This window comes from Variovorax sp. Soil_C_17 (assembly GCF_057657265.1).
The window spans coordinates 792,587-807,730 of the sequence record NZ_JBDGIT010000003.1; the positions used below are offsets into that span (position 1 = coordinate 792,587).

At 68.0% G+C, this 15,144-nt stretch carries 15 protein-coding genes and 2 tRNA genes; 11 read left to right on the forward strand and 6 right to left on the reverse strand.

Annotated elements, in window-relative coordinates:
• Positions 1-20 precede the first annotated feature (20 nt).
• The 3 genes from AC3A6Y_RS18895 (at position 21) to AC3A6Y_RS18905 (ending at position 2,636) form a co-directional block, all read left to right on the forward strand.
• A complete protein-coding gene (locus AC3A6Y_RS18895; RefSeq protein ID WP_487869744.1) occupies positions 21-1,715 on the forward strand; it encodes an FAD-dependent oxidoreductase in 1,695 nt (564 codons plus the stop codon).
• Between the two features lie 99 nt (positions 1,716-1,814).
• On the forward strand, positions 1,815-2,519 hold the full coding sequence (locus AC3A6Y_RS18900; protein WP_487869745.1) for a glutathione binding-like protein: 705 nt from the start codon (positions 1,815-1,817) through the stop codon (positions 2,517-2,519).
• A 40-nt stretch (positions 2,520-2,559) separates the two neighbouring features.
• Positions 2,560-2,636 (forward strand) — tRNA-Pro (locus AC3A6Y_RS18905).
• 68 nt (positions 2,637-2,704) lie between these two features.
• Here the strand turns inward: AC3A6Y_RS18905 and AC3A6Y_RS18910 are convergent.
• Both AC3A6Y_RS18910 and AC3A6Y_RS18915 read right to left on the reverse strand, forming a co-directional pair.
• The gene (locus AC3A6Y_RS18910) at positions 2,705-2,905 is read right to left on the reverse strand and encodes a hypothetical protein (protein WP_487869746.1); all 201 of its coding nucleotides are present in this window, start codon (positions 2,903-2,905) and stop codon (positions 2,705-2,707) included.
• 43 nt (positions 2,906-2,948) lie between these two features.
• Positions 2,949-3,137, reverse strand: a complete 189-nt coding sequence (locus AC3A6Y_RS18915; RefSeq protein ID WP_487869747.1) for a hypothetical protein — start codon at positions 3,135-3,137, stop codon at positions 2,949-2,951.
• Positions 3,138-3,264: 127 nt separating this feature from the next.
• Between AC3A6Y_RS18915 and AC3A6Y_RS18920 the strand changes: the two genes are divergently transcribed.
• Positions 3,265-3,341: transfer RNA gene (locus tag AC3A6Y_RS18920), tRNA-Arg, on the forward strand.
• A gap of 11 nt (positions 3,342-3,352) precedes the next feature.
• Here the strand turns inward: AC3A6Y_RS18920 and AC3A6Y_RS18925 are convergent.
• On the reverse strand, positions 3,353-3,781 hold the full coding sequence (locus tag AC3A6Y_RS18925; RefSeq protein ID WP_487869748.1) for a hypothetical protein: 429 nt from the start codon (positions 3,779-3,781) through the stop codon (positions 3,353-3,355).
• A gap of 231 nt (positions 3,782-4,012) precedes the next feature.
• Between AC3A6Y_RS18925 and AC3A6Y_RS18930 the strand changes: the two genes are divergently transcribed.
• Positions 4,013-5,377, forward strand: coding sequence for a class II 3-deoxy-7-phosphoheptulonate synthase (locus AC3A6Y_RS18930; protein ID WP_487869749.1), 1,365 nt, complete (start codon positions 4,013-4,015; stop codon positions 5,375-5,377).
• A 101-nt stretch (positions 5,378-5,478) separates the two neighbouring features.
• Positions 5,479-6,084: a glutathione S-transferase family protein gene (locus AC3A6Y_RS18935; protein ID WP_487869750.1), complete on the forward strand. Its 606-nt coding sequence runs from the start codon at positions 5,479-5,481 to the stop codon at positions 6,082-6,084.
• Between the two features lie 57 nt (positions 6,085-6,141).
• Here AC3A6Y_RS18935 and AC3A6Y_RS18940 read toward each other — a convergent pair whose 3' ends face one another.
• Complete coding sequence (locus AC3A6Y_RS18940) at positions 6,142-7,092, reverse strand: ring-cleaving dioxygenase (RefSeq protein WP_487869751.1); 951 nt, start codon at positions 7,090-7,092, stop codon at positions 6,142-6,144.
• A gap of 44 nt (positions 7,093-7,136) precedes the next feature.
• The gene (locus AC3A6Y_RS18945) at positions 7,137-7,814 is read right to left on the reverse strand and encodes a nitroreductase (RefSeq protein ID WP_487869752.1); all 678 of its coding nucleotides are present in this window, start codon (positions 7,812-7,814) and stop codon (positions 7,137-7,139) included.
• A 195-nt stretch (positions 7,815-8,009) separates the two neighbouring features.
• Here AC3A6Y_RS18945 and AC3A6Y_RS18950 point away from each other — a divergent pair, with 195 nt between their 5' ends.
• From AC3A6Y_RS18950 to AC3A6Y_RS18970, 5 genes are all read left to right on the forward strand, one after another.
• Positions 8,010-8,921, forward strand: a complete 912-nt coding sequence (locus AC3A6Y_RS18950) for a LysR substrate-binding domain-containing protein (protein ID WP_487869753.1) — start codon at positions 8,010-8,012, stop codon at positions 8,919-8,921.
• Positions 8,922-9,032: 111 nt separating this feature from the next.
• A complete protein-coding gene (locus AC3A6Y_RS18955) occupies positions 9,033-10,145 on the forward strand; it encodes an iron-containing alcohol dehydrogenase (protein WP_487869754.1) in 1,113 nt (370 codons plus the stop codon).
• Positions 10,139-11,569 (forward strand): amidase, encoded by a 1,431-nt coding sequence (locus tag AC3A6Y_RS18960; RefSeq protein WP_487869755.1) that lies wholly within the window; start codon positions 10,139-10,141, stop codon positions 11,567-11,569. Before AC3A6Y_RS18955 ends, AC3A6Y_RS18960 begins: the two co-directional genes overlap by 7 nt.
• A 42-nt stretch (positions 11,570-11,611) precedes the next feature.
• Positions 11,612-12,661, forward strand: coding sequence for a glutathione S-transferase family protein (locus tag AC3A6Y_RS18965; RefSeq protein ID WP_487869756.1), 1,050 nt, complete (start codon positions 11,612-11,614; stop codon positions 12,659-12,661).
• A 28-nt stretch (positions 12,662-12,689) separates the two neighbouring features.
• On the forward strand, positions 12,690-13,580 hold the full coding sequence (locus AC3A6Y_RS18970; protein ID WP_487869757.1) for a tryptophan 2,3-dioxygenase: 891 nt from the start codon (positions 12,690-12,692) through the stop codon (positions 13,578-13,580).
• Between the two features lie 35 nt (positions 13,581-13,615).
• Here the strand turns inward: AC3A6Y_RS18970 and AC3A6Y_RS18975 are convergent, their stop codons facing one another.
• The gene (locus AC3A6Y_RS18975; RefSeq protein ID WP_487869758.1) at positions 13,616-14,992 is read right to left on the reverse strand and encodes an MFS transporter; all 1,377 of its coding nucleotides are present in this window, start codon (positions 14,990-14,992) and stop codon (positions 13,616-13,618) included.
• Positions 14,993-15,144 lie beyond the last annotated feature (152 nt).

Consider the following 15,144-nt stretch of genomic DNA (forward strand, 5'->3'; position numbering starts at 1 on the left):
AGCGATGGAGTTCCACTCATATGTCCGTTGAAATGACTGCCGACGCTCCCGTCGGCATCGCCGAGACCCGGCGCGACCAGATGTTCCCGACGCTGACCGCCTGCGACATCGCGCGCGCCCGGCGCTTCGGCAGCGTGCAGCACTACGCGCGCGGCGACTGCCTGTTCTCTGCCGGCGAGCCGGGCCCCGGCATGTTCGTGGTGCTCGAGGGCCTCGTGGCCATCACGCAACGCGACGGGCTGGGGCGCGTGGTGCCGATCCGGCACCAGGGCCGGGGCCAGTTCCTCGCCGAGATCGCGCAACTCTCCGGCCGCCCTTCCCTGGTCGACGGCCACGCGGAAGAGGAGGTCACGACCCTGCTGGTGCCGCCCGAGCAGTTGCGGGCGCTGATCATCGCCGAGGCCGACCTCGGCGAGCGGCTGGTGCGCGCGATGATCCTGCGCCGCGTGGCGCTGATCGAATCGGGCAGCAGCGGGCCGGTGCTGATCGGCCGGCCGCAATCCACCGCCCTGCTGAGCCTGCAGAACTTCCTGACGCGCAACGGCCATCCCTACCAGGTCGTCGACGCCACCCAGGACAGCGACGCCCGCGCCCTGCTGGAACAGTATCCCGACGCGGAACTGCTGGTCACCTGCCCCAACGGCTCGGTGCTGACCGATCCGAGCGAAAGCGCCCTGGCGCGCTGCCTCGGCATGATCGATTCCGTCGAGCACGACGAGCTGTTCGACGTGCTGGTGGTGGGCGCCGGGCCGGCCGGCCTCGCGACCGCCGTCTATGCGGCCTCCGAGGGGCTGCGCGTGATCGTCCTCGACTGCCGCTCCTTCGGCGGCCAGGCCGGCGCCAGTGCGCGCATCGAGAACTACCTGGGCTTTCCGACCGGCATCTCCGGCGGGGCGCTGGCGGGGCGCGCCTTCGTGCAGGCCCAGAAATTCGGCGTCGAGATGATGATCCCGGCCCAGGCTGCGTCCATGGATTGCAGCCAGGCCGACAGCAAGGGCGAGCTGATCGTCCGCCTCTCGGACGGGCGCCGCCTGCGCGCGCGCACGGTGGTCATCGCCAGCGGCGCGCGCTACCGTCGGCCCGAGGTGCCGCGCCTGAGCGAATTCGAAGGCCGCGGCATCTGGTACTGGGCCTCGGCGCTGGAGGCCAAGCTGTGCGCCCGGCAAGAGATCGCCCTGGTCGGCGGCGGCAACTCGGCCGGCCAGGCTGCGGTCTTCCTCTCGCAGCACGTGGACAAGCTCAACCTGCTGGTGCGCGGCCCTTCTCTTGCGGCCACCATGTCGCGCTACCTGATCGACCGTATCGAGGCCACGCCGAACATCGAGCTGCATCCCCACACCGAGCTCATCAACCTGCATGGCGAGCCTGATTCGGGCCTCAACGGCGCGAGCTGGCGCTGCAGAACCAGCGGCGAAGAGTTCACCTGCCCGGCCCGCAACATCTTCCTGTTCATCGGCGCGGTGCCGGAAACCGACTGGCTGGAAGGCTGCGGCGTCTCCGTCGACAAGCATGGCTTCGTGCTCACGGGCGAGGCCGCGAGCCGCGGCTTTCCTGCGCGCCCTTCAACTGCGCTGGAGACCAGCGTGCCGGGCGTGTACGCGGTGGGCGACGTGCGCTCGGGCTCGGTCAAGCGCGTGGGCGGTGCCATCGGCGAAGGCGCGCAGGTGGTCGCGCTGATCCACAAGCACCTGGCCCCCAGCGCCGTGGCCGCCTGAAAGCCGGCACGGCAGCCGCCGGCATCCGGCGAGCGCCCTGCACGAAAGACCACCGGCCGCTATGCTGGCCGGCCGTCTTTCATCCGTGGAACCCTACGCATGCCCCAAGCGCCCATCGACGTCTACTCCTGGCCCACCCCCAACGGCCACAAGATTCACATCATGCTGGAGGAGTGCGGACTGCCCTACCGCGCGCACCCGGTCAACATCGGCAAGGGCGACCAGTTCGAGCCCGGCTTCCTGAAGATCAGCCCCAACAACAAGATCCCGGCCATCACCGATCCCGAAGGGCCGGACGGCAAGCCGATATCGCTTTTCGAGTCCGGCGCCATCCTGGTCTACCTGGCGGGCAAGACCGGCCGCTTCATGCCTGCCGACGACCGCGGCCGCTACGAGGTGCTGCAGTGGCTGATGTTCCAGATGGGCGGCGTCGGCCCGATGCTCGGCCAGACCCATCACTTCCGGCTCTACGCGCCCGAGAAGATCGCCTACGCGATCGACCGCTACAGCAACGAGGCGCGGCGCCTCTACGGCGTGATCGACAGGCAACTCGCCAGCCACCCCTTCATCGCCGGCGACAGCTACTCCATCGCGGACATCGCCATCTTCCCCTGGCTGCGCAATTGGGAGGGCCAGGGCATCGTGCTCGCGGACTTTCCGCACCTGAAGAAGTGGTTCGAGGGCATTGCGGCGCGACCGGCGGTGCAGCGCGGCGTGAAGGTGCTGGCGGACCTGCGCCAGCCCATCACGGGCGACAAGGAGCGCGAGGTGTTGTTCGGCAAGACGCAATACGAGCGGCGCTGAGGGCCTGCGCCCGCCGCCCAGGCTAGAATCGCAGGCTCGTCGGGGTGTAGCGCAGCCTGGTAGCGCATCTGCTTTGGGAGCAGAGGGTCGAAGGTTCGAATCCTTTCGCCCCGACCATCACAAGTGAACGCCGGCATGGACGCAAGTCCGTGCCGGCGTTTTGCTTTGCGCAGAACCTCTCGCTCTCACGCCTTCCTTGCGCGTTCGACCACGCGCGCGGCGCGAGGGGCGCGCCGCGCCGCCTTTCGGGGCCCGAAGAGGCGCTCTGCAGCGGGCGACGGTGCCGACTGGAGCACCCGGTCCATCCCGCGGGAGAATTCCTGGCAAGCCAGGTTGAACTCTGCAACAGCCTGAAGGTACTCGCGACGCGCAGCCTTGGTGCTCATGGGCGCAAGGTACTCCAAATGCCGAGCCGCCACCACAGCCCGCTCAACTGACGGGCAACTGCTCCGGCATCGGCTCCGGCGGCGGCGACGACGGCTCCTTCTGGGCCGGCTCGCGGCCACCCAGTTCCTCGATCATCTTCTCGCCGACGGGATCGGGGCCATCCAGGGGGATCGATTCCTCGAAGCCGATCTCCGGCTCCTCGCTTTGGGTTCGGGTGGTGTTGGTGTTCATGGGCGAAACTCCATCGAAACCGCCACCTTGGCGCCCGGCGATGCGCCGAGGTCTCGGGCAAACGCCCCACCCGATGTCGGCCGCCGCCGACGCCGCGGCCACACCGTAAAATCGCGCACCTTCCTCACTGCCCGTAGCTCAGTTGGATAGAGCATCGGCCTTCTAAGCCGAATGTCGGGGGTTCGATCCCCTCCGGGCAGGCCAATTGCTCCTCTTCAGACATGCCGAAACTCGATCTGAAGCGAGATCCGCGGCACCTCGCAGTCCTTCGGCGCGTAGCAACTGCAGACCACGGCTCTGTCGACCTGCAATGACCCGTCGTCGAGTCTTGCGGCCCATCGGTCCTTGTGGTTGGCCTTGACGTACCCGATCCTTCGCCAGCGAGGCAACAGCCCGAACAGCGCTGGGCAGCGCAACCACGCTGCGATGGCCTCCCCGTCGTGTGGGTGCTCCCGTTCCCGTCGAAGGGCGACCGGCGAGCCGACCCGGCAGTGCCGCTGGATCCATTGCGAGCGGTCTTCGTAGCCGGTTGCCGCCAGCAAGACCCAAACAGTGTGAGGCGTGCCGGTTGAAACGGGCTCCGCGCAAGCCCATGAAGACGCCTCTTCCGATGGCGCCCGGAAGGCTTTGGCTTTGCGTTTCAACTCGCCTCCTCCGCGATGTTGCACTGCGGCAGATTGTAGGTGCAAAGTATTATTCAAGCCGGGGTTACTTGCGCGCAGTTCGGCTCGGAGCAGACGCTGCTCCGTGTCCCGGCTGCCGGCCGCTACCATGCGGCAACGCAGAAGGAGTGCCGGAATGAGCGCGCAGACCCAGACGATGGCGAACACCCCTGTGGCCGGCCGCTTCGGCCGGGGCGCGGCGGAGAACATGCCATGACGGCCGGAGCCCGGGTGAACTGGCACCCCGCCGGCTGGCGCGATCGCCCCGCTCTGCAGATGCCGGCCTACGGCGACCCTCGCGCACTGGCGCAGGTCGAGCAACGCCTGGCATCGCTGCCGGCCCTGATCTTCCCCGGCGAGATCTCGCAGCTGCGCGAGCGCCTCGCTGCCGTGGCGCGCGGAGAAGCCTTCCTGCTGCAGGGCGGCGACTGCGCCGAGAGCTTCGATGAGTTCGGGCACGAGCCGGTGGAGTCCACCTTCCGCGTGATCCTGCAGATGGCCGTCGTGCTGACCTATGCCGCCGCATGCCCCGTGGTCAAGGTGGGACGCATCGCGGGCCAGTTCGCCAAGCCGCGCTCGTCCGAGGTCGAGACCATCGACGACGTGACCCTGCCCTCCTATCGCGGGGACATCATCAACGCCAGCGAGTTCAGCCCTGCAGCCCGGCGTCCCGATCCTGCCCGGCTGCTCACCGCGTACTCGCATTCCGCGGCCACGCTCAATCTCCTGCGTGCGTTGGCCCAGGGCGGCTTCGCCGATCTTCACGAAGTGCACCGCTGGACTGCGGACTTCGTGCGCTCCAGCCCCCAGGGCGAGCGCTTCGAGGAGCTCGCCGAGCGGATCACCCAGTGCCTTGCCTTCATGGAAGCCTGCGGGTTCGACGCCACGCGCACGCCGCAGCTGCACGCCGTCGAGTTCTACACATCGCACGAGGCGCTGCACCTCCACTACGAAGAAGCCCTGACGCGCCTCGACGCGCGCCAGCAGCGCTGGTATGGCGGATCGGCCCACATGCTGTGGCTCGGGGAGCGCACGCGCAAGCTCTCGGGCGCCCACGTCGAGTACCTGCGCGGCGTGCAGAACCCCATCGGCATCAAGCTGGGTCCCTCCGCCACGGGCGATGACGTGCTGCGCCTGCTCGACGTGCTGGACCCGGACCAGGAACCCGGCCGCATGGTGCTCATCACCCGCATGGGCAGCGACAAGGTGGCCGAAAGGCTCCCGCCGCTGCTGCAGGCGGTCAGCCGCGCCGGACGCACGCCGGTCTGGTGCTGCGACCCGATGCACGGCAACACCGTCAGCGCCTCCAACGGCTACAAGACGCGCGACTTCGACCGCATCCTCGGCGAGGTGCGCGGCTTCTTCGCCGCGCACGCGCAGCAGGGCACGCATCCGGGCGGGCTCCATTTCGAGATGACCGGACAGGACGTGACGGAGTGCCGCGGCGGCGCACAGGCGCTCACCGACGAGGGCCTGTCCAGCCGCTACCGCACCGCTTGCGATCCACGCCTGAACGGCTCGCAAAGCCTGGAGCTGGCCTTCCTCATCGCCGACGTCCTCAAGCGCTCTCGCGCCTAGCGAGGGGCAGGCAGTTTTCGGCGATTGGGCCCATACGCTTGCCAGCATCGGGCCCGATACGTGATCATCCGTATCCGGCCTTCTGCCTCCTGCAACCACACATGCTGCGCCTCTACGACAGCCGCTACTCCGGCAACTGCTGGAAAGTCCGCATTCTCCTGAGCCAGCTCGAGCTTCCGTTCGAGCGCGTGACGCTCGATCTCGCCAAGGGCGAAGCCGCCGAGCCGGCTTTCCGCCAGAAGAGCCGCTTCGCACGCGTGCCGGCGCTGGAACTCGAGGACGGCCGCACCCTGGTCGAATCCGGGGCCATCCTGCTCTACCTGGCCGAGGGCACCCGCTTCATTCCCGAAGACCCGTTCCTGCGCGCGGAAATGCTGGGCTGGATGTTCTTCGAGCAGGCCGACATTCAAAAGCCCATCGCGGTGCCGCGCGTGCATCACCTGCGCGGAACGGCTGCCGCCATGACGGACGAGATCGCCCGGTGCCACAAGGAGGGCAATGCCGTTCTCGAAAAGCTCGAGCAATGGATCGCCCCGCGGGCCTGGCTGGTCGGCGAAGGCTACACGCTCGCCGACCTCGCCGCTTCATGCTATGTGTCGCTCGCCGGCCAGGGCGGCTACGACATGGCGCGCTATCCGGCCATCCGCGCCTGGCTGGGGCGCGTTGCCGCGCAGCCCGGCTGGGTGCCGCTGCTGCCCGGCGAGTAGGCCACGCCGCTCAGGCGGCAGCGTCGCCCGAGGCGCTCGCGCGCTCCAAAACCGCGCTCATACCGAGATCGCCTCCAGGCGGCCCAGCAATTCCTCCTTGCGGTCCCGCAGCCACGGGGGCAACTGGAACTCCTCGCCGAAGTGACCGGGCTCCTCGTCGATGGCAAAGCCGATGTCGGTGGTCGCAGCCTCGAAGATCACGCCGCCCGGCATCTTGAAGTACATCGAGCGGAAGTAGTTGCGGTTGACCGATTCGGAGGCGTCGATGTAGCCCATGCTCATCAACTTGTCCTTGATCTGCATCTGCTGCTCCTGGCCGTCGACCGCGAAGGCGACGTGGTGGATCGTGCCTTCGCCGTAGATGGACGAGCCCTGCAGGCGATCCGGCTCATGGAGGAACTCGACGATGGTCCCGGGTGCGCCGTCGCCGGTCTCGAAGCGGTGGTACGGGCCCGATTCGCCCGCGTAGCGGAAGTCGATCGCTTCCTGCATGAAGGTGATCGACTCGGCCACCTCCCGCAGCGACAGCGTGATGCTGTGCACGCCACGAATGGCGAAGGCCTCGGGAATGTCGTCGGCCAGGCACGGCACCCGCGGGTCGCGGTCCGAGGCGACCAGGTCGAACTCGATGCCGCAGGGATGATGGAAGCGCTGGCGCTCTTCGCCGAAGCGCTCCACCACCTCCTTGTCGAAGGCGATGCCGTTCGCGGCGAAGCGCGCGCGCCAGAAGTCCAGCGAACCCTTCGGCACGGAATAGTTGATGACCCGGATCTGGCCCGAGCCGCGCCGCCCCTGCACGCCCTTCTGCTTGAAGGGAAAGGAGGTGACGAGCGTGCCGGCATCGCCCTGCGGGTTGCCGTAGTAGAGGTGATAGATCGGGTCCTCGCCGTCCAGCAGCACGGTCTTCTTGACCAGGCTCTGGCCGAGCAGCTTGACGTAGAAGTCCACGTCCTCCTGCGCACCGCTGACGCAGGCGGTCAGGTGATGAAAGCCTTTGATGATCGACATTCGGGTTCCTTGTGGTGGGGGGGTCTTGACGGGCGGCCTGCCATTCAGGCGCCGACGAAAGTGGTGAACTCATCCACCTCGAGCTTGTGCAGCGCCATGCGGTTCTCCGGCATGCTGTTGTCCGCATAGCCGAGCGACATGCCGGCGATCACCATCTCGCCCTCGGGAATCTGGAGCTCGGCGCGAAGCACGGGGTGTTGCAGCGACCAGATCTGCTGCGGGCAGGTGTCGAGGTCCCGCCCCTTGGCGGCCAGCATGATGTTCTGCAGGAAGCAGCCATAGCAGATGAAGCTGGCCCATTCCAGGCGGCGGTCCATCGTGAAGATGATCCCGACCGGCGCATCGAAGAAGAGAAACTGCCGCTCCACGTCGCGCATGCGGCCCGCCTTGTCGCTTCGATGCACGCCCTGCGCATCGCCGAGCTGGCCGCGGAAGGTGTTGAAGCGCGACGAGTACGGGTCGTGCAGCGGCTGGGGGAAGAAGGGGTACTCGGGCGCGAGCTTCTCGGGCCCGGCGCGGAAGGCCTCGACGGCCGCCGTGGTCACGCGCTCGCGCGCCTCGCCCGTGACCACGTAGCAGCGCCAGGGCTGCGTGTTGCTCGAGCTGGGGGCGTACTTCGCGACCGAGAGGATGTCCCTCACGGTTTCGAGCGATACGGGGCGGTCGAGAAAGCCGCGCTTCGTGCGGCGCTCGCAGATCAGTTCGTCGATGAGCGAATTCATTGCAGTGTCTCCATCCGTGGTGGTGGGGGTGGCGGTCGTTGGCGGGGTGCGTCGACCTGGCGAGGCAATCGTAGGAATGGCGACTGCGCTTGAGAAGCCGCCTCGCCTTGCACGCAAGGTTGCGGATTCATGGACGATGGGCGAGACGGGCAGGCCACGGCGTATGCTCGGCGCGATCCCCCTGACACGCACCGAATGCTCGACCTCAAGGACGTCTACTACTTCGTGCAGGTCGTCGACCGCGGCGGCTTCACCTCGGCCGGCCAGGCCTTGCGCCTGCCCAAGTCCACGCTGAGCCACCGCGTGCAGGAACTCGAGGCCTCGCTTGGCGTGCGGCTGCTCAACCGCACCTCGCGCCAGTTCGGCATGACCGACATCGGCAAGGAGTTCTACCAGTACGCCATCGCGATGCTGCGCAGCTCCGACATCGCCGAGGAAGCGATCCGCCAGCGCCTGGCCGAACCGAGCGGCGTCATCCGCATCACGACCGCCATCGAGATCGCGCAGTTCGCATTGCGCGACCTGCTGCCGGTGTTCCTCGCCCGCTACCCCAAGGTCCAGATCGTCGAGATCGCCACCGACAGGCTCGTGGACATCGTCGGCGAAGGCTTCGACCTGGCCATTCGAGGGCATACGACGCCGCTGCAGAACTCCACGCTGGTCCAGCGTGCCATCGCCGGCGTGCCATGGTTCCTGTTCGCCAGCCCGGCCTACCTGGCGAAGAAGAAGGAGCCCCAGCATCCGGACGACCTCCTGCACCACGCGAGCATCTCGATCGTGCGAAACGGTCCGGTGCAGTGGCAGCTCAAGGGCCCCGGCGGCAAGGAGTTCGTGGTGCCGATGGCGCCGCGCTTCCAGAGCAACAACCTGGTGTCCCTCAAGGAAGCCGCCTGCGCCGGCCTCGGCATCGCGGCGCTGCCGGGCTACATCTGCCGCAGCGAGCTCGCGGCGGGCTCGCTGCGGCAAATCCTGCCGGGGTGGATCGCGGCCGACGCCCGCCTGTCGGCGCTCATTCCCTATCGCACCGGACTGCTGCCCGCAGTGAGATCGCTGGTGGACTTCCTGGCTGTCGAGATCCCGAAGGTCACGGACTTCGGCGGGCACTGAAGACATCGTCCAAGACGCTGGACGCTGAGTCCCTGCCGGGGTAGCCCCAGCCAGGCCGGATCGGTCTTATCGTCGCGCTCCTCCGACTCCACCGGATTCAGGACCGCTGACATGAACCATCTGAACTGCCTGCCGCAAGACGCGGTGTTCTGGGGCGAGAACACCTTGACCGCTGCCCTCCCCCGCCTCGAAAGCCACGACATCGAGCGGCCGATCGTCTTCACCGCCCCGCCCCTCGAAGCGCTGGCTCACACCCTGGTCGAACCGCACCTGAAGGACGCCGCCGGCTGCTTCACGGGGCTGCCCGCGCATGTGCCCGATGTCGCGGTGCATGCGGCGCTCGAGGCCTGCCTGCGCTCGGATGCGCGTGCCATCGTGGGACTCGGCGGCGGCTCGGTGCTCGACGCGGCCAAGGCGGTCTCTCATCTTCATCACGGGCGCACCGGCAGGCACCTGCCCATCGTGGCATTGCCGACGACGCTCTCGGGCTCGGAGTTCTCGCACTACTTCGGCATCACCGAGACCGGCGGACCGCAGAAGTTCAAGCGCAGCTACGCCGTGCGCGAGACCACGCCGAAGCTCGTGCTCATCGATCCGCTGCTGGTGCGCGACACCCCGCGGGCGCTGCTGCTGTCCTCCGCCATCAAGGGCATCGACCATGCGGTCGAGGGCATGCGCAAGGTGGGGACCAGCCATCCCCACGCCATCATGGCGGCCAGCGGCGTGGATCGCTTCCTCCGGGTGCTCGAGAAATGGCCCGCGACGCTCGAGACGCGGCAGGCCCTCGAGGCGGGGCGGGTCAGCCACGACGACCTGCTGCAGCTGCAGCTCGGCGCCTGGCAGTGCTACTTCTCGCCGGCTTCCGTCATCTACGGGTTGAGCCACCGCATCGGCCACATCCTGGGCGGCAGCTACGGCCTGCCGCACAGCGCGACCTCGTGCATCACGCTCGCGCCGGTCATCCGGGCATGCGCAGCCTTCTACGGAGACAAGCTCGAAGCCCTGTCGCCGGGCGGACCCGGAGCCGCGGCGCGGCTGGCCGAGCGCATCGCCGCCTTGGTCGCGAAGCTCGGCCTGCCGAGCCGAATCGGCGCCTTCGACCTCGACCGGGCGAAGCTGCCCGAGGTTGCCGCGCTGCTCGAGGCCAACTACCCCGAAGAAGTCGCGGACCTCGGCGAGGACGCGCCCGCGCGCCTGGCTGCGCTGCTGGAGCGCCTGTGGTAGCCCTCGCGCCACGGCGCGCAACGCCGCTGCGCCAGTCGCTGGCCGATCTTGCCGGCGGCCGCATCCGCGCGAGCGAGCTCGTGCGGCGCACGCTCGACCAAGCCGACGATACCCAGCGCCGGCTCAACGCCTTCGCCACCATCGCGCGCGAGCAGGCCATGGCGGCCGCGGCCGCCAGCGAGCGCCGCTATGCCGAAGGCACGCAGCGCCCGCTCGAAGGCCTGCCCATCGGCGTCAAGGACCTCATCGACACCCGGGGCATGGAAACGCGCTACGGATCGCCCGCCTTCATCGGCCACATTCCTTCCGCCGATGCCCGCGTCGTGCGCACGCTCGTGGAACAGGGCGCGATCGTGGTCGGCAAGACGACCACGCACGAGTTCGCCTGGGGCGTCACCACGGCGAGCGCCGCCTTCGGCGACACCCTCCATCCGCAGGACCCGCAGCGCATCCCCGGCGGCTCGAGCGGCGGCGCCGCCGTGGCCATCGCCGACGGCGTGATGGCCGCGGGGCTCGGCACCGACACCGGCGGATCGGTGCGCATTCCCGCCGCGCTCTGCGGCGTCACCGGCTTCAAGCCGAGCTTCGGTGCGCTGCCGACGCAGGGCATCTTTCCGCTGGCTGCCAGCCTGGACCATCCGGGTCTGCTGGGGGCGGGCGTGGACGACGTGCGCGTGCTGGCCGATGCGCTGGGCATCGGCGCCGGGCCGGGCGCGGCGGAGGAACTCGGTGAAGCGCGCGTCGGCGTCATCTGCGCGATCGACCCGGTGCCCGCTGCGTGTGAAATCGCAAGCGCCTTCGCGGTGGCTGCGGATTCGCTCGCATCGGCCTTCCATCTCGAAGAGCTGGACACGGCGGACCTCTTCAGCGACAGCTTCGACGCCTTCGCGCGCATCGTGCTGGCCGAAGGCGCGCTGGTCCATTTCGCGCGCAACGACCCGGACTGGATCGCGACGCACTACGGTGCCGAAACCGTCGAGCGGCTCGCGCGCGCCAGGTCGATGCGGATGGAGGACTACGCACTGGCCCAACAAGCCCGGCGAAAGTTCGCCGCGGGCCTGGCCCGCCTCATGGACAGGCACCGCTTCATCGTGCTGCCCACCACGCCATGCACCGCGCCGCCCACCGGCGAGGCGGAGCTGACGATCGGCACCTGGACCGGCAGCGTGCGGCAGGCCCTGATGGCCTACACGGCGCCCTTCAACCTCGCGGGCTGCCCGGCGATTTCGATTCCACTGCCGCGCAGCGCCGGCGCGCTTCCGGCCGGCATCCAGCTCGTCGGCCGCCCCGGCGACGATGGTGCGCTGCTGCGGATGGCCAGCCGAATGGAGCAACTGCTGAGCCCCCGAATCGCGCGAACGGATGGACGCGAGATCCCTTTCACCACCTTGCCGGTTCCGGTTTCAACGCCGAGCACTCATTGATTCCCGGCGCACCAGTCCATCAAGTCAACAAGAGGAAGTCCCATGACGAACCATGCCCCCCTGAAGGAAATGGCCGCCGCCGCCCGCGCCGCCATCCTGGACCCGAGCCGCATCACCCTCGCGGGTGAGCAGGCGAATCCCCGCTTCGAGCTGTTCCACGCAGCGAGCTCCTTGTGCTCGCAGAAGGTGCGCACGGTGCTGTTCGAAAAGCGGCTGTCCTGGCGCTCCAACGACATGCGCATCCTGGGCTCGATGGGGCGCGACGGCGTGATCCCGGCCGAACACTACAGTCCCGCCTACATCCGCCTGCGACTGATCGCGGCGCGCGAGTCGGGCCGGGAATACGTCAATGGCTACAGCGGACGGACTTCGGTCGAGACCGAAGGCTTCGATCCCTGCGTGGTGCCCTTGCTGCTCGACCACGAGACAGGCCGGGTGGTCGCGGATTCGCGCCGGATCTGCGTCTATCTCGACGCCGTGTCGCGCCAGCCGGTCCAGCTGGTCCCGGACGATCCCGACGCGCGCAGCGAGGTGATGCGCCAGGTCGGCATCGTCGACCGCGTACCGAACGGCGCGCTGCTGTACGGCTTTCATCCCGATGCCGACCTGCGGCCCGGTCCCCTCAAGCTGTCGATGGAAACGGCCTACGACATCAAGATCATGGCCCTCGAGCAGCTGATCGCCGCCAACGCCGGCGAGCCCGAGCTGGTGGCGGCCTATCGCGCCAAGATCGTGAAGGAAAGCGCCGGCAGGAAGCTGCGCCATGACCCCGCGTTCCAGCGTGCCGCCCGCGATCGGCTGGGCGAGCTCCTGCAAGATCTCGAGCGCGACCTGGCTGCGAAGTCCTTCTCCTGCCTGAGCGGAAACCCCTTTTCGCTCGCCGATGCGTTCTGGGGCGTCAACCTCGTTCGCCTGAACTATCTCGGCCTGGCCTCGATGTGGAGCGCGCTTGCGCATGTGCAGCGCTACTTCGAGGCGCTCGCCAGGCGCCCCTCGCTGTGCAAGGAAGCGATCCGGGCATCGGTGAACTCGATGCCGCCCTCGACCTACATGAATGCCCTCTCGGAATGCCCCGCCGGGCTTCCCGCGTAACGAACGCCCACCACCCAGGAGACACGACATGAGCGAAACCCTTCAGGCCCACGAGAGCACGGCAACCGGGCAGACCCCCTACAGCGCATGGATCCAGACCGACGTGCTGCACTCGCTGCAGCGCACCGTGAGCGACCACCCCGGCGAGCATGCCTGGATCGTTCACGTGCAGGTGTCGGAGCTCTACTGGATGCTCATCATCAAGGAGATCCAGACGGCGCAGCGCTGCCTTCGCGCCGACGACCTGCCCCAGGCCCGGCGGACCTTGCTGCGCGTCGTCGCCCACCAGGAGCCCCTCGATGCGATCTGGCGCTCCATCGCATGGATGACCCCCAACGACCTGCTGGCCATTCTTTCGCGAGCGGCTGCCACGCACGGCAAGGACACGGCCCTGCAGGGATGGACCTACAGGCACATGGCCTACCTGCTGGGCATCAAGCAGGCGGAGCATCTGCAGCATTTCGTCCCGCAGCCGCAGCGCTGGGCGCAGCTCAACAAGGCGCTGTCCGAGCCGAGCCTCTATGACGACGTCCTCGCCCATCTCGGCCGCATCGGCATGGCCGTTCCGAGTGCCGTGCTCGAGCGCGACCTCGGCGCACCCTACATCGCCAGCAAGGAAATCGAGCAGGTCTGGCGCGACATCTACGCGGACCCGGACGCCAACATCGAGCTCCAGCAGCTCGGCGAGACGCTGGCCGACATCGCGGAAGGATTCGCCCACTGGAAGTACCGCCACCTGATGGCCACGCGCCGCACCTTCGGCGCCAGGCCGGCCTACTTCGGCACCGAAGGCGTCGCGTGGCTGCTGCCCACGATGGACGAGATTCCGTTTCCCGAACTCTGGTCGGCCCGCACCTTCATCGGCAATCCGGCATCGCCTTCGCCGCCGCCGGTTTGCCCGCACATGCACAAGGGCTGACCGCCGAATGCCGCGCGCTGCGCGGTTGGTCCCGATCAGCCTCCCGGCGCCACCGAGACGCTCGCCGCGGCCTGGGGCCGCTCGGCGCTCGCGCCTTCGGAATGCGCCGACGCCGAGCGATCATGGTTGACGAACAGCACCGCCACCATGCCGATGACGGCGGGGATCGCGATGGCCATGAAGTTCTGCTGCAGCGGCAGGTTCATGCCCACCAGCGTGCCGATCAGGATCGGCGCCAGGATTGCGCCGCTGCGGCCGACCCCCAGCGCCCATCCGAGTCCGGTGGAGCGCACCGCCATCGGATAGAACTGGCCGGTGTACGCGTTGGCCACGATCTGCGTGCCGATCGTCGATGCGCCGGCCAGGCCCACGAGGACGAACAGCACCGGCGTCGGCATCTTGTAGCCGAGCAGCGTCAGCGAGACCGCGGCCAAGGCATACATCGCCGCCAGCACGTACTTGATGTGGAACCTGTCGGCGAGCCAGCCGCCGAGAATCGCGCCGGCCATCGCGCCGACATTCAGCACCAGCACGAAGGTCAACGCCGAACCCAGGCTGTAGCCGGCGCTGGCCATCAGCTTCGTCAGCCAGGAACTCAGCGCGAACACCATGAAGAGACACATGAAGAACGCGATCCAGAACATCACCGTGCTGAAACCGCGGCCTTCGCTGAAGAGATGGTGGATGGGTGCGCTGTCCGCCTTGTCTTCGGCGGGCACCACGAAGCGGTCGGTCGCGAGCGGCTGGTAGCTCGGATCGAGCTTCGAGGCGATCGTCTTCAGCGCATCGCTTCGGCCCTTGGCCAGCAGGAAGGGCATCGACTCCGGAAGCGACTTCAGGATCACCGGAATCAGGAGCACGGGCAGGGCCGCCGCGAAGAACACCGATTGCCACCCGTAGGCCTCGATGAGGCTCTTGCCCAGGATCGCCGCGATGATCCCCCCGACGGCATAGCCGCTGAACATCAGCGTCACCAGCGTCGCGCGGATCTTCCTGGGCGAGTACTCGGTCATGTGCGCGACCACGTTCGGCATCACGCCGCCGATGCCGAGCCCGGCCAGGAAGCGCATCGCCCCGAAGGTCAAGGGGTCCTTGGCCAGGCCGGCGGCGGCCGTGAAGATGCTGAACAGGGCCACGCAGATGACGATGGCCCAGCGGCGGCCGATCCGGTCGGCGATGGTGCCCAGGAAGATGGCGCCGAACATCATGCCGAACAGCGCCGAGCTCACCATGAAGCCCGCATGGGTCGCATCGACCCCCATGTTCTTCATGATCGACGGCAGCGCGATGCCGACCACGGACAGGTCATAGCCGTCGAACACGATGATCAGTGCGCACCAGAACAGCACGAGCCCGTGGAAGCGGTTGAAGCGGGCATCGTCGGCCAGCTTGTGAAGGTCGATTTGGCGCATGGCTCTCTTGTCTCCGGTCGTAGGGGGAAAGAACGCCTTCGATGATGAGAAGCTTGGCCCGCCGGGTCCAACGCATTTTTCGGATATGGCCTATGAGGCCTGTGAATGTTGGGGAGGGTCTTCCACCACGCCTGCCGTGACGGCCCGCTCCT